Source organism: Burkholderia sp. MSh2, assembly GCF_000731655.1.
Lineage (GTDB): Bacteria > Pseudomonadota > Gammaproteobacteria > Burkholderiales > Burkholderiaceae > Burkholderia > Burkholderia paludis.
The window spans coordinates 37,685-53,704 of record NZ_JPGM01000023.1; the positions used below are offsets into that span (position 1 = coordinate 37,685).

Sequence of the window (16,020 nt, forward strand, 5' to 3'; positions counted from 1 at the left end):
GGTCGACGGCCTATGCGAGCGTGTCGCACAAAAAGCCGCCGTGCGGCAACGGGTTGTTCACGCCAAACCGGCATTCACACCCGCTGATTTTCATGCTGCAGCGATCGAGTGCCGGATCGCTCACCGGCCTGTCGTTCTTGTCGAAGTACACCACGCCGACATATCCACACTCGGGCCCTCGATAGCGCCACTGGCACGGGCCGACGATCTGGCGCGCCGGCACCTGCTGCCCGCCGAAGTCAAGCGGCGACGACAGCGTGAATTCCACCTGCACGCCGGGCTGCTCGTCACTCTTCTGCTCGATTCGCCACTGCTCAGGCGGCCATTGCTCATTCGGGTCCGCGGTCGGGTTGCCGTCGGGAAAATTCACCGCGTCGAGGTATTTCGCCAGCGTCCGCCGGCGAAACACCTTAGCGCCGACAAGATCATCGAGCGCGACACACAGCGCCGTGATCGTGCCGTTGATGTCTCCGACAGTAAGCGTCGGCGCCGGCTGTCGAGCATCCGACGTCCGCTCAAAGCCGGCAGCCTGAATTGGCCACGGCCTGTATTCCCTCCCCTGCCAAATAATCGACGTCGACTGCAGGTGCCCGTGAAAGCGCAACACGTCTCCGCCGATCTCCGAACAGTCGACCTCGAGAAATTCCAAGCGTCGGCCAGGTTCGAGCTGCTGAATGTCGGCGGTAATCGTCATGCCGACACCTTCGATTCGAGCACCCGAATCCGTGTTCGCATGGATTCGAGTTCGTCCATCAATTCGAGAATTGCTTGATGGTGCAACGCCGCGGCAATCCCACCCGTATCCAGTGACAGGAAGTCCTTGATAGTCGTGCCGTCAGTAAGCGTACGGGTAGGGGATGCAACGTGAACATGCTGAGGAAACACCTTCTGCACATCCTGGGCAATGAATCCAATACCGCCCGCCACGCCATCCAGGCGATCCCAGGTGCATCCCCGAATCACGCGCATTTTCGACAAAGCGTCATCGATCGGCGCAATATTCGTCTTGACCCGCTCATCCGAACCGTTGCTCCAGTTCCCTTCGCAGTACGCGTTACCGTCCATCCTGAACAGGAATGTGCGCCATTCCGTCCCGGCCCGAACCGCGATCAACCCATTCGTAGACTGGTTGTAATACTCACGCACCGCGAAGAATGCTTCGCGGTCAAATGGCCCATGGACAGAGCTGAACTGAATTCCGTCATTCACCGAGCCCGTTGACGTGCCGGAGATTGCCGTCGCTGTTCCCCTGAACTGCCCCGCACCACTTCGAATTGAGACAGTGTTCGCGAACACCGCACCGGAGAGGGGCGCATACTTCGATGGATCGAAATTCCCCGTGTCGTACGGGACTTTACCAGCGAACGTCGGCCGACCAGAAAACGCAGGCGCCCCACTCAGATAGGCTATGCTCGCTTCTTGGGAATACAGGGATGGTGTCGCACCGTATTCGAGCTTGAGGCGTCGCCATGCCACCCCGCCTGCGGCCACGGCTGGCGAGGTGCCTTCAATTCCAAGTTGCACATATACATACGCCGTACCGGCCGGCGTATTCATCGAATTCGATCGGAACGTCCAATCTGCACCGTTGGTCGCTGCGATATTTGGTGAGACGCCAATGGCGCTCTTTGAGGCGCTCAGAAAAACAAGCCTAAACCACACTGAACCGGCTGTAACGCCGCCGGCGTAGATTTCGCCGGAAAGTGTCAGCGTCACTCCAGGTGGCATTGCGATGGGATTACATCCGGCGTACGAAACCGAATTAATCGGAGCCGAGTTCGCGAAGTAGTCCCCCGTCGTGGCCCAGTTAGCCGCAGTAAGCCAGCCACCTCCCCACCCACCGGGAACGTTGCCAAGCTCCCCAGAGCCATTGAGGAGCAGGTTCGCACCATTCACGCCGATAAGCTTGCCGCTGGCTGCAACGCCGCCCTTTACAACTACATCCCCTCCAACCGTAAGCCCATTGGCTACCGTGAGGAATCCGCTTACGACCTCATCTGGAAACATTCGACCACGTGCGACAACATTCCAAAATGACTCCCCGTCTGCACTGTATGTCGCCCAATCTCCAGTATTGAGACTGCGGATCTGGGTGCCGTCTTTGCCCTGCGTTGCAATGGTTATCGGCGGCCCCACATTGAAAACGTGGACGCACGCATTCACACTGACAGATGACACAAGGGGCAATGTCAAGCCCTTGCCAGCGACGCCCATGCTTACCCCGTAGCGCGCACCAACCTGATCAGGACGAATCGTCGTATTGTCGGTGAGAAACGAATAGCCGAGCGCAACACAAGCATTCAATATGTCCGCGTTCTCGTTGAACCGCAGGTTGGCCGTCCGCTGATCGTCGCCCCCGCTACCGCTCGGCGGCACACCGAGGTTCGCTTTCTGAAGTTTTGGCATATCTAACCCTATGGTGCAAATGTCTGCTCAAACTGTGCAGTGATCGTGTACACGCTCCCGCTCTTTACCGGTTCCGTGTACTTCTCACATACGAATCGCGCTTGCGGCCGAAGCGGGGGTGTCCAGAAGAATGACACCGCGCCGGCATGCGCGTCGAGGAACGCGAGGATCGCCGAGATCTTGTCGGCCTTGCCCACGAATCGAAGGTTGTATGGCGTCTGCCGGTTGTTGAGGCCGTCGGCCGCGCGCTGCGTGTACCCTTCGCCGAAACCTGCTTTTCGTACACGCAGTGTCGTATCGCCACCGAATCCCTCGACGGTCGGCGACCAAATAAAGGTGTCCGTCATCACCCAATCCCGTTTTTCAATTTCCAAAGCGCTCCGCCCTGACGGCTTTCGACCGCGATCAGCCCCTGCACCATCTGCGTAAGCTTCTTCACGAATTCGGCACTCGCCATCATCTGCGACGCGTTGCCTGCTCCACCGTCGATCGTCACCGGAATATTCAGCTCTATCCCACCGCCCTGAGCTCCCAGCACCCCACCACCAGCCGAGCCACCGCCGACAAGTCCACCATTCGCAAACTTCGCGAAGCCGAGATCCTGTCCGCTGTTGATCGCTTCGAGCAGGCGCAGCACACCCGGCTTGCGCACCGCCGCAGCCTTCACCACGAACTCCTCGTTGGAGAGCCACGCCGGAATGCTGTCGCTCGTCGACGTACCCGGACCAGCGACCTGCCCGCCAGTCGCGAGGTGGAAGCCGTACGCCTTGCCGCCCCCGCCTCCGAACATGTCGGACAAGCCCCCCGCCAATCCGCCGAGCAACGACGACGAACTAAATCCGTCCGTACTGGCCGCGCCCAACCCAAGCGTCGAGCCGAGCGCGCTAAACACCGGCGCCATCGCCGCGCGCGCAGCGAACCGCGCCAAATCCGCGATCATGCTGTTGACGAGCCCGCGAAAATCGAGCTTGCCGGTCGACACGAACGAAGTAAGCGCGTCCTCTATGCTGCGGAACGAACTCGAAAACGCCTCCTCCGCACGACCAGCCGCGTTTTCCGCCGACTCCTGATACAGCGCCATCGCGCGCTTCGCCCCGGTTTTCCAGTCGGCCTGCCGAGCCAATTCCGCCGCGTGATACCCGCGCTCCTTTTCTTCTTGCTCGGCTTGCGCCTGATCGATTTTGTAAATCGCCTCAAGGTACTGGGGCGAGTTGAGCGTGCCATCCTTCCGCGCACCCTTCGCCAACTCATCACGGCGCCGGCGAAATTCGTCGCCTACTCGGTCAAGCGACTGATTCAATGCGCGCTCATTGTCACCCTGCGACATTGCATCGAGGTTCCGCTGAGCTTCGCGCGCTCTCTCCTTCGCGTAATCCGCCATTTCGGCATCGATCTGCGCGCTCCGCTCTTTCAGCTTGTTGATCGACTCGTTATAGCGGACCTCCTTTTCCTTCTGAGCATTCAGTTCGTATCCGGCTCGAATCTCCTGCTCTCGTCGCAGTAGGCTTTTGTCACCGTCACTAAGCTTGGCTCGCTTAGCACGCAGATCCGTGATCTTCTGATCGAAGGCAAGCAAATCCTTCTCGGACTGCGTGAGCTTGTCCGTCGCAACTGCCTCAACGTTCAGTTGAGCCGTGCGCTGCCGGATATTTTCGAGAAGCCGATCGGCTTCTGTGGTTGAACCGCTTCCCGCTCGATGCCCCGATGACTTCTTCAACCCCGGAGCGTTGACGCCGATGCGGGCGACCTGCGCGGCTGATTCTGCTACCGTTTCGTCGTAAGCCTTCTTGCCGCTTGCGGTTGCTTCAGCTCGGGCCACCATTGCCGCAAGCTCAGGATCGCCAGACTTCTCGTCAAATCCGTATTTTGCGAATTTTCCAAAGTTCTTTGTGTTAATCGCATTCTGGAAGCTCGCTAACGCACCCGCTACGACCATCTGCTGATTCATCAACGCGAGCTCGCGCGTCAAATTATCGATGTTCGTTCGAGCACCGGACTCGGCCTTCGAGTCCTTGTCCTGAATCGCTTTTTCGAGCGATTTGTAAGCATCTGCTCGGCCAACAATCAGACCAGCTTGTCGGGCTTCGGCCGCATTCGCACTTTTTCCTTTTGCTTCGTACTCGGCGCGTTGTTGAGCGGTCATACCAATTACAGCAGAAGCCTCGTTCAACTTCTGGATGTACTTATCCCATCCCTCCTGTGCCATACCTCCGGCAAAGAAGTTGTTCGCCTCGGTCAGCAGCCTGACGCCTTCGTTCGCATCCCGGCTATTAGCCCCCATTGCGGCGTAAGCTTGCGCAGCCTTGTCGGCCGAAGCGCCAGCCGTATCGATAGCTGTCGCAGTTTGGATGAGCGAGGATCGAAGCTCATCGCCCCCATGCGTCGCGTCAACGAAATTGCCGATCAGCGCTTGAATCTCGCGCGACTTCTCTTCGACACCGAGATTCGTCGATTGAACGCGATCCAGACTCTCTTTCAGACGGTCATACGCCTCCTGATACTCCCCGTTGACGATCGGCGGAGCACCGTCGAATCCTGGCGTCGTGATGCTTTGGTAAGCCTGAATCTTCAAGCTTCCGTAAGCATCTGCAACATCATTGGCCGCCGCGCCCTGTGCCTGCTTCGCACGCTGCCGCTCAACCTCCTGCAACATCGGCGTGAGTTGCCGATACTTCTCGATAATCTGGTCAAGCGGCGCCTGCATATCGATCAGACTCGACGTCGCACTGCTAGCGTGATCGCGGAATACCAGCCAGTTCACCGCAGCGCCGAGCGCCACCGTGCCGACCGTCGCGATGATGCCGGGCAGGCCGCCCATGACCGAAAGCAACCCGGAACCGACCGTGCGCATCATCGAGCCCGCGCGTGCGGCTGCGGTTTGCGCCACTGCCGCACGCTCTGTCGCCGCAGCCAAGCCAGCGGTCGCCGCAGTCGCCCCGCGCTCGGCCCGCTCGCGGGCCAGCGTCGCCGCAGCTACCTCGCGCTCGGCGGCTGCGAGCCCCTTCTCGGTTTCAACCAGCGCCGCCGCGTAGCGCGTCTGGTCGACCGTACCCTTGGCCGCCGCAGCCTCCAGCGCTACGCGGCGCTGCTGCGCCAGCGCGAGGGATGCCTCGGCGCGCTCCAGTTCGCGCTGCGCCGCCGCTGTCTCGCGCGCGATAATCGCCGCGTACGGCGTTCCAGCGATCCGCGTGCCGATCTCCTGACTGTTCGAGAGGCTCGACCGCGCCGTCGCCACCTGCGCGACCGCACTCGCCTCGATCGCGCGCGCCTCGGCAAGCTTCGCCTGCGTGTACTGGATCGAACCGGCCGTCAACGCTGACTGCATCGCGAGGCTTTCCCGCATCGCGCGCATCCCTGCCAGTTCAGCTGCCGCAGCAACCTCCGCCGCCTGCGCATTCTGCAGCTTCGCGGCCGCCGCATCGCGATCGCTTTGCGCCCTCGCGATCGTCACAAGCGCCGCCGCGTTTTCCGCCTGTGCTTTGGCAAGCAGTGCCTGCCGCTCAGCATTCCACGCGATAACCGACTTGCCGACCGCCACCGCAGTTGCCGCGAAATAGACCCCGAGCCGGCCGGCAGCGAGCGAAGCGCTGATCGCTACGATCTCGTCGAGGTGATCAGCCACGTAAACCACGCTCTGCGCCAGCTTCGCGCTCGCGCCCGTCGCCTCGTTCGCGTGCCCGACGTAGGCGACAATTTCCGTTTGCAGGCGAGTCATCGCCTGGCCGACAGTCATGTCGACCTTTCCGAACAACGCGTCTGTGCTTGAACCTGCGCTCTTCAGCGCGTCGACGAGGTTCTCAACGGTCAGCTTGCCGTCCTCGGCCAGCGCCTTAAGCTCGGACGCGCCTTTGCCCATGCCTCGTGCGATCGCATCTGCAACCCCAGGGAGTTCCTCTAGAACGCTTTTCAGGTCCTGCCCTCGGAGTTGGCCAGCCGCGAATGCTTGCCCCAACTGCACAATGCCGAGACGTGCCGTGTCTGCAGAAACACCAGAAAGCGCAACAGCCTTACTGATCGTTTCGACCAGCGGCCCGACCTGCTTTATCGACAGACCCAGGTGCGACGTGTTGTTCGCGATACGCTGATACAGCTCGGCCGTAGCGTCGAGCGGCTGGCGCGTCGCCTGTGCGATCCGCAGCACATCGTTTTGCGCGACCGCGAAATCGATCTGATCCCGCGTAACGATCTTGAGCCGGTTGCTCAGGTTCGTCCATTCGTCGGCATACTCGATCAATTGGTGCACACCGAATGCCGCAGCGGCCGCCTCGGCATATCCCCGAATCGAACCGCGCGCAGCCTCGATAGCCCGCACCGTCACCTGCACGCTCGACGCATTCGACGCAAACGCAGCGTCAGCGGCCCGACCTCCATCTCGGACCGCATTGAAATAGCCGCTTGCCGTCGACCCAAGCTGCTGCATGCGTCGATCGTACTGGGTCGTATTTGCAGTAACGCTGACGATCAGTTCGCGCAGACTCGTTGCCATATTAATTTCTCGCCTACTTTGCCATGCTCATGAGGCCCATGAAGAACGGATCGTCCGTAACCTCTTGAGCCGCCCCCGTCTCACTGCCACCCCAGCTCGGCAGCATGTCGGAGACCTTCACCTTTGCGCCCTGCGCCTGGAACACCGCCGATGCAACCATCGCCGCGTGCAGGTCAAAGCGGTCATCGCTGATCGGCGACTCGGCATCCAGTGCCTGCCATAACGCGAACTCGGCCGACGACATCTGCGCACGCAGTTCGGCAAGTGTCCTGCCGAGCCGCAGCGCCAGCGTCAATTCGAGTCGGAGATCGGGGTTTCGGCGGAGGGCTTTTTTCCGTCGTCTTCTGCGTCGGCCTTCAGGTTGCCGAGTTCGATCGCCTTATTGACGATGCGATCATGCGCGGCACCATATGCAGACGCGACCTCCGTGGCTTCGCCGTCCTCGAACTCGCGACGCCAACCGGCTGACGTCTCGACATACAGAACGCGGACAAACAGGCGTGCGGATGCCAGCTTGTGCTCTTCCGCACTGACACGCGCATACTTCGCTCGGGCCGTCGCTTCGTCGTCACCCGGTTCAACGCCGGCCGCGAGGCGCAACGGCTCAAGCCAGAATGCCCGGTCTTCGAGAAGCGGCTCCCGCACCGCCACGGTTTCACCGCCCCATTCCGGCATCGGAACGAATTCATGTCGCCAGCCAGCCAGCGGGTTGAGAATTGCAGCGCGAATCGTGCCGACTTTCGTAGGAGTCTTCGTCATTTCGTTTCCTGTTGTTCGCCTCATCGATTAGCCTGCCGGATGAGCAGGAGGCGGAATCAGCTTCGGCGCGCCACTGACACGCACACTGAACGTCGCCGCGACGAGGCCATCGACACCGGCCGACCACGTGTACTGACGCACCATGCCGACGAACAGGAACTTCGAGCCGTCGACAAACGTCGCCCGGAAAACGCGCTTTTCGCCGGTCGAGCGAGCTGCACGAAGAATGCCCTGCCCCTCGTCGGTCGACGAAAAATTGCCGTCGACCGAGAATTCGCCCGGATCCGGTAACCCCAGTTCGAACTCTTTCTCCTCGCTCGCCAGCGTAGTCGCGTCGATTTCTGAAGATTGACCGCCCTGCCACTGGAACGTCTTGCCCGTCGTATCGAGGTCAACAAAGACGAGCGCTACGTCATCGATATCCGTCGAAATGGTTTTCGAAACTTCGACTTTCGTACCTTGCGCCTTGGTGCGCTTACTTTTCTCGGCCATATGCCCTTCAAATGAAAAAGGCCCGCACTCGGCGGGCCAAACACACATCGAAATCCGTCAAAACTGCACGGAGATTTCGAGACTCACCCGGAAATCCCCGGTTTCGCTCGAAAAGTCGTCAGGAAGTTCATCAACACCACCAACAGAGAACTTCCCGCTCGTCGACGCGCGGTCGATCACCTGGTCGGCGAGTGCATCTGCATCGGTGTAGGTTTTCGCGTACACGTCGATCTGGAAAGCACCAGACTTACCTCCCGTCGCCCCGCCGATTGCCATATCGAGCGCTCCGCTCACGCGAGAAACAACGTAATACGGAGACTTCGATGTGGAAGGTGCGACGGTGACATAGCCCTTCGCCGTACCTATCGCGCCGATCGCATCTCGAATAATCAACGTGCTCAATTCCCGCCCCCAATTACCCTATCGATTGCGCGCACGATCTCGGTTCGAATCGCGCCCTCGGCTTGTGAAAGGGATGCATCGAACGCCGGCCGTATGAATGGTTCCGCCTTCATATGCTGCGTACCAAGTTCCACAAAACGCCAGTAAAACGCGTTGCTCGGCGAGTCGGCGTTTCCCTTCGATCGGACGCGGACACCAGCCGTGGCAACTCCAGGTGCGTCTTTCTGACGAAGAGCTGCCGACACGATGTTTCGGCGCAACTTGCCAGTCTTCTTCGGTGCCCGCCCTCGAGCCTCGTTGCGGATCACGTTTGCGCCTGCCACAGTCGCGCGCCTGAGCGCCTTTGTGGACTGTGCCTTTGCAAGCTTCAAGAAATCGGCCTGCAGGTCTGCCAGACCCAGAATTTGAACGCTAGACATACTTCTCCCCTACCTTCACGGACAAATCGAGGCTGCCTTTTCGACGATTCGGTAACACCGAGACGATGTCGTAAAACTTGCCGTCGTAGAGAATTCGCATTTCGCTATCGATGTCCGTCCGGAACCGGACACGCACACTCGCCACTGCAGAACTGCGCACGGCGCCAGAAACGACCTGTTCTTTGCCGCTGACGAAAAGGACATTCGCCCAAGCGTCGTCGTGCTTCACCCAGTCATCAGGCAACGGTTCGTCGTTCTCGTTTGTCCTGCCGCTCCTACGCTCGATGACAATGCGCTCGGTTAGATCGCTTGAACGCAGCACGCCTATACCCCCGGAATGATTCGATGCGGTCGCAGCAGTGTTCGTGCGTTAAGCGGAAGGTCCATAACCGGTCCGAACGCCGTGTCTTCTCGATTCGCGTAAAGCTCGGCCGTGATCTTCAGGATCGCAGCGCGAATCGCGGCATTGACAACCATCGGGTTTTCGCCAGCGGTTTCGGCAGCAATCGCAGCGGCCATCAACTCTCCTGTTTCGAACACCTGCCGATTCAGGTAATCGATTGCCGACTGTGTCGCCCCATCGAGCAGAACCTGCACGACGTCATCCTCGACGCCTGGGTTAGCACGCACAAAGCCGAGCGCCAGTTTCAGTTCGACGAGCGCCATCGCTTACTTCTTCGGCGCGGCCGGCTTCTTCTCTTCCGAACCTTCCAGCGCACCGAGTGCACGGGCGCCGTCTTCGAGTTCTTCCGGGCACTCGTCACCGACCTCGAACACGGTCGGATAGATTTCGCCGTTCTTCACCCCCTTGAACGGCTTGATGAGAGTCGCCATACGATTCCTCCAGTAGAAAAAAGAAAAGGGGCGCCGATAGACGCCCCTCGAACCCTGATTCCTTCCGATCGACTGCTTACGCGCCTGCCGCGACCTTCATCGCGCGCATCGGCTCCGGATTCAGCAAACCTCCACCAACACGCTTGGTCGTGTAGAACAGCACATACGGCTTTTGCGTGTACGGATCACGCAGCATGCGAACGCCGATGCGATCGATGATCAGATACGTCTGATTGAAGTCACCGAACAGAATCGGCGTCGAATTCGCGGCAACATCCGGCATGTCTGGCACTTCCGTGATGGGGTAGCCCGAGAGCGTCGACGGCTGGCCCGCGACATACGACGGTTGCCACAGGTAGTTGCCTTGACCGTCCTTCAGCTTGCGAACCTTCCCGAGCGTGTTGCGGTTCATCGTGAACCGCGCATTGCCAGCAAATGCGCTCGGTAGATCGTAGATCAGGTCGATAATGCCGTCCGACGCGATGCCGGCAGCGGCACCACTGTTCACCACGCCGATCGAGCCAAACGGATGCTTCTTCGCATTCGCGCCGCCGTCCACGTAAGTCAGAAGACCGAACGGCTTTTTCTCGCCGTCACCCGCAACGAATGCCGGGCCTTCCTGCTTCGAAAACTCGGTGTTCACTTCGCCCGAGAGCCACGCTTCGAGATCGATTTCGCTGTCGTCGAGCAGTTGCTGTGTCGCAGCCGGGTTCGCATAGATTTCGCCGTGACCGAACGTAAGCGACGCGAACTTGCCGGTGTTCGTTTGCGGGCGATTGTCCGTCTCGCCAACCCAGCCGCTCGCCGTGCCGCCCAAGTTGAAAAGCTTCGAAAAGCCGGCCTTCGAAACCGACTGCACCTGGCACAGCTGGCGCATCGGCGAGATCTGCACGAGTTTGTTCGTGATCGTCCGATCCCATTCGATCGGCGTCAGGTAGCCGCCCTGCTCGTCAGCCCCTTTGTTCAGCGCCGCATTGACGTCGCCACGCTTGACGTGCGCATTGAACGCATCGGTGTATTCAGCATCGCGCAGCTTGGCGCCACCGGTACCGCCCATTTCGAGCGCTGCCATCTTGACGCTGTGTTCGTCGAGCGCCTTCTGGAACGCATCCAGATCCACACCGATCTTCTCGACCTTTGCGGTGATGTCGGATGCCGGCAGACCGGCCTTCACCGCATCGAGCTGTTTCGTATGCTCGGCCTTGAACAGCTCGAAGGCACGATTGACACCCTCGACAAGGGCTTTGACTTCCCCACCTGCATCTGCGCGTACCGCGACGATACCGCGGGGAACCGCTCCAGCCGTGCCTGCCATGGTTGCCGCAAGCGCGGCGATCAGGAATTGTTTCTTGCTCATGGATTTATCCTTGAAGAGCGTTGATGAGGTTCTGCAGCGAGGCTGCAACGTCTTCGCCAGCGCCCGGCTTGGCGTTCTCGACGGCAGCGCCCGGCGTGCCGTCAAATAGGGCTTTGAGAGCGTCGCGACGTGCGCCGCGTGAGTAGCCGGCCCGCGCCATCGACGCTTCGATGAGCGCGAGAGCTTTGCGTCCGCTCGCGTTCGTTTCTTTGGCGACCTTGGCACCGTCGAGCAGACCGGTCGCGAATCCGTCGGCGACGGCCTGCTCGGCGCCGATCCACGTTTCCTTGTCCATCAACGCCGCGGCCTCGGCCGGAGTGATGCCCGCGCGCTGCGAATAGACCTTCGCCATCGCGGCGTCGAAAGGGGCCAGCACCTCGGCCGCTGCCGCGATGTCATGTCGGTTACCGATCGCGACCGTCCACGCGTTGTGGATCATCAGAAACGCACCGTCACCCATGAGAATCTCGTCGCCCGCCATCGCAATCACTGACGCGGCCGACGCGGCCAGGCCCATCACATTTACCGTGACCTTCGCCTTGTGCTCGCGCAGCAGGTTGTAGATCGCGACGCCTTCGAAAAAATCACCGCCCGGTGAGTTCACATTGACCGTAAGGTCGCGCGCTCCAATGTTGCGCAGCGCTGCGCTGATCCGCTTCGCCGTGATGCCCGTGCCCTCCCAGTTGTCCCCGATCGAGTCGTAGATCGAGATCGACGCGGAGTCGTCGCCAGCCGCGGCATGCACACCTGGCTCCCATCGCTCCAACGCGTCCGGGCGCACGTCGTATTGCGCCGTATTGAGCCGATGATCGGCCCGAATTTCAGGCAGTTTGAGGAGGCTCATCGCCGTTTCCCTTCGGTTTCTGTGTCATCGGATTCCGGAGCTGATCGGCAACCGGATCGTCGACGCGAGGCAAATCAAGCGTCTCGCGGACTTCGTTTTGCTTCATCCAAGGCGATTGGCCACCGGCTCCGAGCGCCTTCGAGAAGAAGGCGGCCTGGTCGTTCAATGTTCCTCGCAACAATGCTCCCTCGTTGAATTTGAATTGCCGCTGCCCCAACTGCTTTTCCGGCAAGAACGACCGAGCCGCCGCCTGTTCCCACGACACGAACCAGTGCGAAAGCCCGTATTGGATGAAAAAGATCGCAAGCTGCTCGATCCCGCTGCCCCAACTGGTGTCGTCCATCATCAGCAGCGGGCGCGGCACGCCGTACATGCGCGCGACTTCTTCGATCTGGTGATTGCGGTTCTCGATCTGTTGCGACGCCACTGCTGTATTCGAAAACTGCTTCGCGGTAGCGCCTTCCTCCAGAAGCATCCAACTCCCAGCGTTCTCCGAACCGCTGTGGTTCACTCGCATCGACGTTTTCATGCGTCCGTATGCGTTGTCGGACAGTTCCTTCGGAACCTCGATCGCTCCGCCCGCCATGACACCGGTTGTAAACGTGCGCGATGCAGCTCGTTCCGCCTGCTCAGCCAATTGCAGCGCATCGCGCGACAGCTTCACCCGCGAAATACCGTTGATCCCATCGAGAGACAGGTCACGCAGGTGGAAAACCTCATGTGCAGGCAACTCGACCGCATTACCGCCCGGAGCGGTGTAGTCGTAGACGATCTGCCACGAAGACGTTAGCCGCGGCTTCGCCGATCCGCGATCCATCGGGATCATGCGAATCGGCCGACTTCCGGACCAGATCACGCGCGCCATCGACTGACCATCGAGCAGCGCACGCAGCTGCATCAGGCTCTTGAACTCCATCGGCGTTTGCCAATCGTTCGGCTTGTATTTCAGCAGGCGATGTGCCGGATCATCCGCCTGCACCTGCTTGCTTTCGTCGCTGCTGATCAGATTCATCGGCAACATGCCAATCGTTCCCGAGATCAGCGAGACACAGCGCAAAACCGCCATGTTTCGCAGTGCGCGAGACTCTCGTCCTGCGCCACCATCCAGTTCACCGCGCCTGATGTACTCCTTCAGTCGCGGATCATCGAGCCCATCGAACGACTCGCCTGGCAGAGATGTCGCCTGAGCTGCCGCCTGATACGACGGCTCGACGTGTAGACGAGCGTCGGCCTCCGGCGGGCTACCGCGCCGGATGAAATCGAACCAACCCATTCACACCTCAGAGAAAACGAATGCCGCGCGACTCGTAGACCGATTGGCCCTGCGCGGGCGGATTGAGTGCCATGAGCGACACCGCGTTGAACAACGCCATGAGCGGGTCAATCTTGGCCGTCCCGCTCACCTGTTTCGTGATGTTCACGGCATTACCGACCGGCACGACGCGGGCATTTCCAACGGCCCACGTCAACAACGGCTGGCCCCCGTGATACAACGCCCCATCCGGGGCTTCATCGCCTTCGATGCGTTGCCCTGACGCCGCCGCGATACGCCGCTCCGTCGTCTTGATGGCTCCGGAGAGCTTCCATCCCTGCGAAATGCCAATCACCTTGTCTTCCGGCACCTTCGCAGCCGCGAGCGCGTCGAGAACGGCTCCGATGCCGGCCGGATCGACGCCTGCCTTGTACAGAAGCCCAGCGCGCTCGATGCGCGCCACATGCTCGGCCACCTGCACAACATCCTCGCCGATCCGAGAGACGATCGTCAGATCGCCTGCCTTCTCGAAATCGTGAAGCGCCGGAGCAATTTCTGTCCGTCGATCGAGAACTGACGGGTGGGCCCAGGCGTGCGCCCACGCCAGCCAGTTCCGCGCACCACGCATGCGCCCGACAGCGCCAAGCCCCAGCAAGTCATCAAGACCACCACCATCGATACCGGCGGCGATCACCTCGCATTGTTCGATCAGGTCGAGGAGCGTCACACGCTCCGGAAGCCCAGCGCTTATCCAGAAATCGGCGCCAGCCCAACGGTCGGACCGGAGATTCATGCCGATCTCGATGTTCAGGTGCTTCGCGATGAACTGCTGGAACGATCCGTCCGTCTTCGTCCGGTTCTTCGTCAGCTGATCCGCCAGCCATTCCGCACTGACCGATCGCCCGAGATTCGGGTTCGTGATGTAGTAGTTGGCCGGATCGAGATAGGCTTTGGACTTGACCATCTCCGCCGGGAACTCGTACAGCACGCCAAGCGACTTCCGGTCGACGATCTGGCCGTCGCGAACGTCGCGGTAATACTGCAGCTTTTCCTTGAACACCCCGGCGGGCGGCTCATCGCTTTGCGTTGTCAGGATGATGACCCACCCCTCGTTACGCGACACCTGGCCACCAGTGGCCTCCATGAACATCGCTTCAGCGTTCGCCCTCTTACCGAAGACCCAGTGCTCGTCGATAAGAATCTTGCCCGACTTCTTGCCCGATACTGTGTCAGTATCGGCCGCGACTACCTTCAATGACGCTCGGCTCACACGGTGCGTAATCGTACGGATGTGGTCCTGGATGTGGAACAGCTCGGACAGCTCTTCGTCGGCCCGTATCATCCCAGCCGCCGGTTTGAAACTGTTGTCGGCCACCTCCTTCGTCGGTGCCAGAATCAGATGCTCTTCTTCCTCGCGCCAGCACAGAATCACTGCCGTAAGCATGATCGCCGCAGCAATTGTCGATTTCGTATTCTTCTTGCTGATCAGCAGAAAGAACTCGCGGATCAGCTGATTTCCAGTTTCGGCGTCGTACGCACCGAAGATCGCCGCAACGAAATCGAAAACCCACTGCTCGCTGCATTCGCCGAAGGTCGGCTTACCGGGCAGGTCGGTGACTCGCAACTCCTTGAAGATCGCGACCGCCTGCTCAGCTTGGTCCGGGAAAATCGGCGGCGGAATGATTGACTTGCGCTCAATCAGCCGTCTTTCCCAGTCAGGGCACGCTGTTGTCCATTCCATCAGTCGACCTTCTTGCCACCGTTAGCGACCAGCCGTGGCGGCGCCGCAGGCGCGAACCGACTCGCAGCCTTCTTCGCCGCCTCGGCGCTCTGTTCTTTCTTGCCCCCCTCGCCAAGCTTCTTATGCACGAACGGCATCAGCGCCTTCGCCGCATCGATGCGCAGCTTCGGCTCCGTTCGCGAATCGTTCATGGCAGCGAGAAGAAACGCCTTCGGATCCGTGAAGCTCGTCATCGCTTCCAGGTCGAACCCGGCCGGTTTCTGAGGCGGCGGAGACTGCTGAGCCCGGCCGGCGACCTTGGATTCCTTCTGCACCCGGTTCGCGGCCAGATAAAGGGCCACATCCTTGTCTTTAACAAGGCGCGATCCTGCCGACGACGCCGTTGCGGGGCTGTAGCCTGCCGCGATAGCCGCGTCCTTATTGGACTTGCCGGCCAAAACGGCATCAGCGAAAGCCCGCCTTTTGCCTGTTAAAGCCATTAACAAAATCCTGAAAAGGGGAAATTTTCTGCGCGTGAGGGAACGTGCGGTCTAGGCCGGGCGGACCCTCAGACTTTTGATACCCCCGGCCCACCTCACCGGCCACCGCATCGCTCCTCGCGCTGCTTCGCGCTGTCGTGGTGCGGCTTGCACAGCGTCTGTATGTTGGTCGGATCCAACTGCAACCGTCTGTCACCACGGTGCGCCGTGATGTGATCTCCGATCGTCCCGAGCGGCTCGGCAATCCCTCGGGCCGCACAGGCGAGCACTACATCCGCAGGCAACCAACCAGTCATTCCAATCTCGCGCATGCAGTACACACAATGCGGATGCTTCGCGAGGTGGTCAGCTCGTAGCTTTTGCCACGCATAGCCGTAGCCGCGCGCTGTGCTGCTCGTCTTGCCGGCTCGCCATGAGCCCGGCGTCGCCGTCGCAACACGCGAGCCGACCACCTGTCGCACACGCGGCTTCAGCGTCTCAAGCCTTCTGGCCATGGTCCCTCGCAATACTGCAAATATTGTTTGCTAACTTGTTAGCACTTTGCTAACA

The 16,020-nt window shown here is 60.3% G+C and carries 18 protein-coding genes; all 18 read right to left on the minus strand.

The features are described from left to right. Window positions 1-10 precede the first annotated feature (10 nt). Window positions 11-694 carry a phage minor tail protein L gene (locus GQ57_RS15425; protein WP_034198292.1) on the minus strand — a complete coding sequence of 228 codons (684 nt, stop codon included), beginning with the start codon at window positions 692-694 and terminating at the stop codon, window positions 11-13. Beyond that, on the minus strand, window positions 691-2,406 hold the full coding sequence (locus GQ57_RS43350; protein WP_200880661.1) for a tail fiber domain-containing protein: 1,716 nt from the start codon (window positions 2,404-2,406) through the stop codon (window positions 691-693). The genes GQ57_RS15425 and GQ57_RS43350 overlap by 4 nt, the downstream gene beginning before the upstream one ends. Before the next feature lie 8 nt (window positions 2,407-2,414). Beyond that, window positions 2,415-2,753 carry a phage tail protein gene (locus GQ57_RS15440; RefSeq protein WP_034198293.1) on the minus strand — a complete coding sequence of 113 codons (339 nt, stop codon included), beginning with the start codon at window positions 2,751-2,753 and terminating at the stop codon, window positions 2,415-2,417. Further along, the gene (locus GQ57_RS15445; RefSeq protein WP_034198294.1) at window positions 2,753-6,892 is read right to left on the minus strand and encodes a phage tail tape measure protein; all 4,140 of its coding nucleotides are present in this window, start codon (window positions 6,890-6,892) and stop codon (window positions 2,753-2,755) included. Before GQ57_RS15445 ends, GQ57_RS15440 begins: the two co-directional genes overlap by 1 nt. Before the next feature lie 13 nt (window positions 6,893-6,905). Then, window positions 6,906-7,187 carry a phage tail assembly protein T gene (locus GQ57_RS15450; protein WP_034198295.1) on the minus strand — a complete coding sequence of 94 codons (282 nt, stop codon included), beginning with the start codon at window positions 7,185-7,187 and terminating at the stop codon, window positions 6,906-6,908. Further along, complete coding sequence (locus tag GQ57_RS15455) at window positions 7,184-7,651, minus strand: phage tail assembly chaperone (protein WP_034198296.1); 468 nt, start codon at window positions 7,649-7,651, stop codon at window positions 7,184-7,186. The genes GQ57_RS15450 and GQ57_RS15455 overlap by 4 nt, the downstream gene beginning before the upstream one ends. A gap of 27 nt (window positions 7,652-7,678) precedes the next feature. Further along, window positions 7,679-8,143 carry a phage tail tube protein gene (locus GQ57_RS15460; protein WP_034198297.1) on the minus strand — a complete coding sequence of 155 codons (465 nt, stop codon included), beginning with the start codon at window positions 8,141-8,143 and terminating at the stop codon, window positions 7,679-7,681. Between the two features lie 57 nt (window positions 8,144-8,200). Beyond that, the gene (locus GQ57_RS15465) at window positions 8,201-8,545 is read right to left on the minus strand and encodes a hypothetical protein (RefSeq protein WP_034198298.1); all 345 of its coding nucleotides are present in this window, start codon (window positions 8,543-8,545) and stop codon (window positions 8,201-8,203) included. Further along, the gene (locus GQ57_RS39455; protein ID WP_081896665.1) at window positions 8,542-8,964 is read right to left on the minus strand and encodes an HK97-gp10 family putative phage morphogenesis protein; all 423 of its coding nucleotides are present in this window, start codon (window positions 8,962-8,964) and stop codon (window positions 8,542-8,544) included. Before GQ57_RS39455 ends, GQ57_RS15465 begins: the two co-directional genes overlap by 4 nt. Continuing rightward, window positions 8,957-9,286, minus strand: coding sequence for a phage head closure protein (locus tag GQ57_RS15470; RefSeq protein ID WP_034198299.1), 330 nt, complete (start codon window positions 9,284-9,286; stop codon window positions 8,957-8,959). The genes GQ57_RS39455 and GQ57_RS15470 overlap by 8 nt, the downstream gene beginning before the upstream one ends. A gap of 2 nt (window positions 9,287-9,288) precedes the next feature. Continuing rightward, window positions 9,289-9,630: a head-tail connector protein gene (locus GQ57_RS15475; protein ID WP_034198300.1), complete on the minus strand. Its 342-nt coding sequence runs from the start codon at window positions 9,628-9,630 to the stop codon at window positions 9,289-9,291. Window positions 9,631-9,633: 3 nt separating this feature from the next. After that, on the minus strand, window positions 9,634-9,798 hold the full coding sequence (locus GQ57_RS43355) for a hypothetical protein (protein ID WP_174923028.1): 165 nt from the start codon (window positions 9,796-9,798) through the stop codon (window positions 9,634-9,636). A 76-nt stretch (window positions 9,799-9,874) separates the two neighbouring features. Beyond that, entirely contained in the window at window positions 9,875-11,155 is a 1,281-nt protein-coding gene (locus GQ57_RS15480; RefSeq protein WP_034198301.1) for a phage major capsid protein, read from the minus strand. Between the two features lie 4 nt (window positions 11,156-11,159). After that, on the minus strand, window positions 11,160-11,999 hold the full coding sequence (locus GQ57_RS15485) for a head maturation protease, ClpP-related (RefSeq protein ID WP_034198302.1): 840 nt from the start codon (window positions 11,997-11,999) through the stop codon (window positions 11,160-11,162). Continuing rightward, entirely contained in the window at window positions 11,977-13,272 is a 1,296-nt protein-coding gene (locus GQ57_RS15490; RefSeq protein WP_034198303.1) for a phage portal protein, read from the minus strand. Before GQ57_RS15490 ends, GQ57_RS15485 begins: the two co-directional genes overlap by 23 nt. Before the next feature lie 7 nt (window positions 13,273-13,279). Beyond that, the gene (locus tag GQ57_RS15495; protein ID WP_034198304.1) at window positions 13,280-14,992 is read right to left on the minus strand and encodes a terminase large subunit; all 1,713 of its coding nucleotides are present in this window, start codon (window positions 14,990-14,992) and stop codon (window positions 13,280-13,282) included. Continuing rightward, window positions 14,992-15,471, minus strand: a complete 480-nt coding sequence (locus GQ57_RS15500; protein ID WP_034198305.1) for a terminase small subunit — start codon at window positions 15,469-15,471, stop codon at window positions 14,992-14,994. The genes GQ57_RS15495 and GQ57_RS15500 overlap by 1 nt, the downstream gene beginning before the upstream one ends. Before the next feature lie 95 nt (window positions 15,472-15,566). Beyond that, the gene (locus tag GQ57_RS39460; protein WP_034198306.1) at window positions 15,567-15,965 is read right to left on the minus strand and encodes a hypothetical protein; all 399 of its coding nucleotides are present in this window, start codon (window positions 15,963-15,965) and stop codon (window positions 15,567-15,569) included. Between the last annotated feature and the right edge of the window lie 55 nt (window positions 15,966-16,020).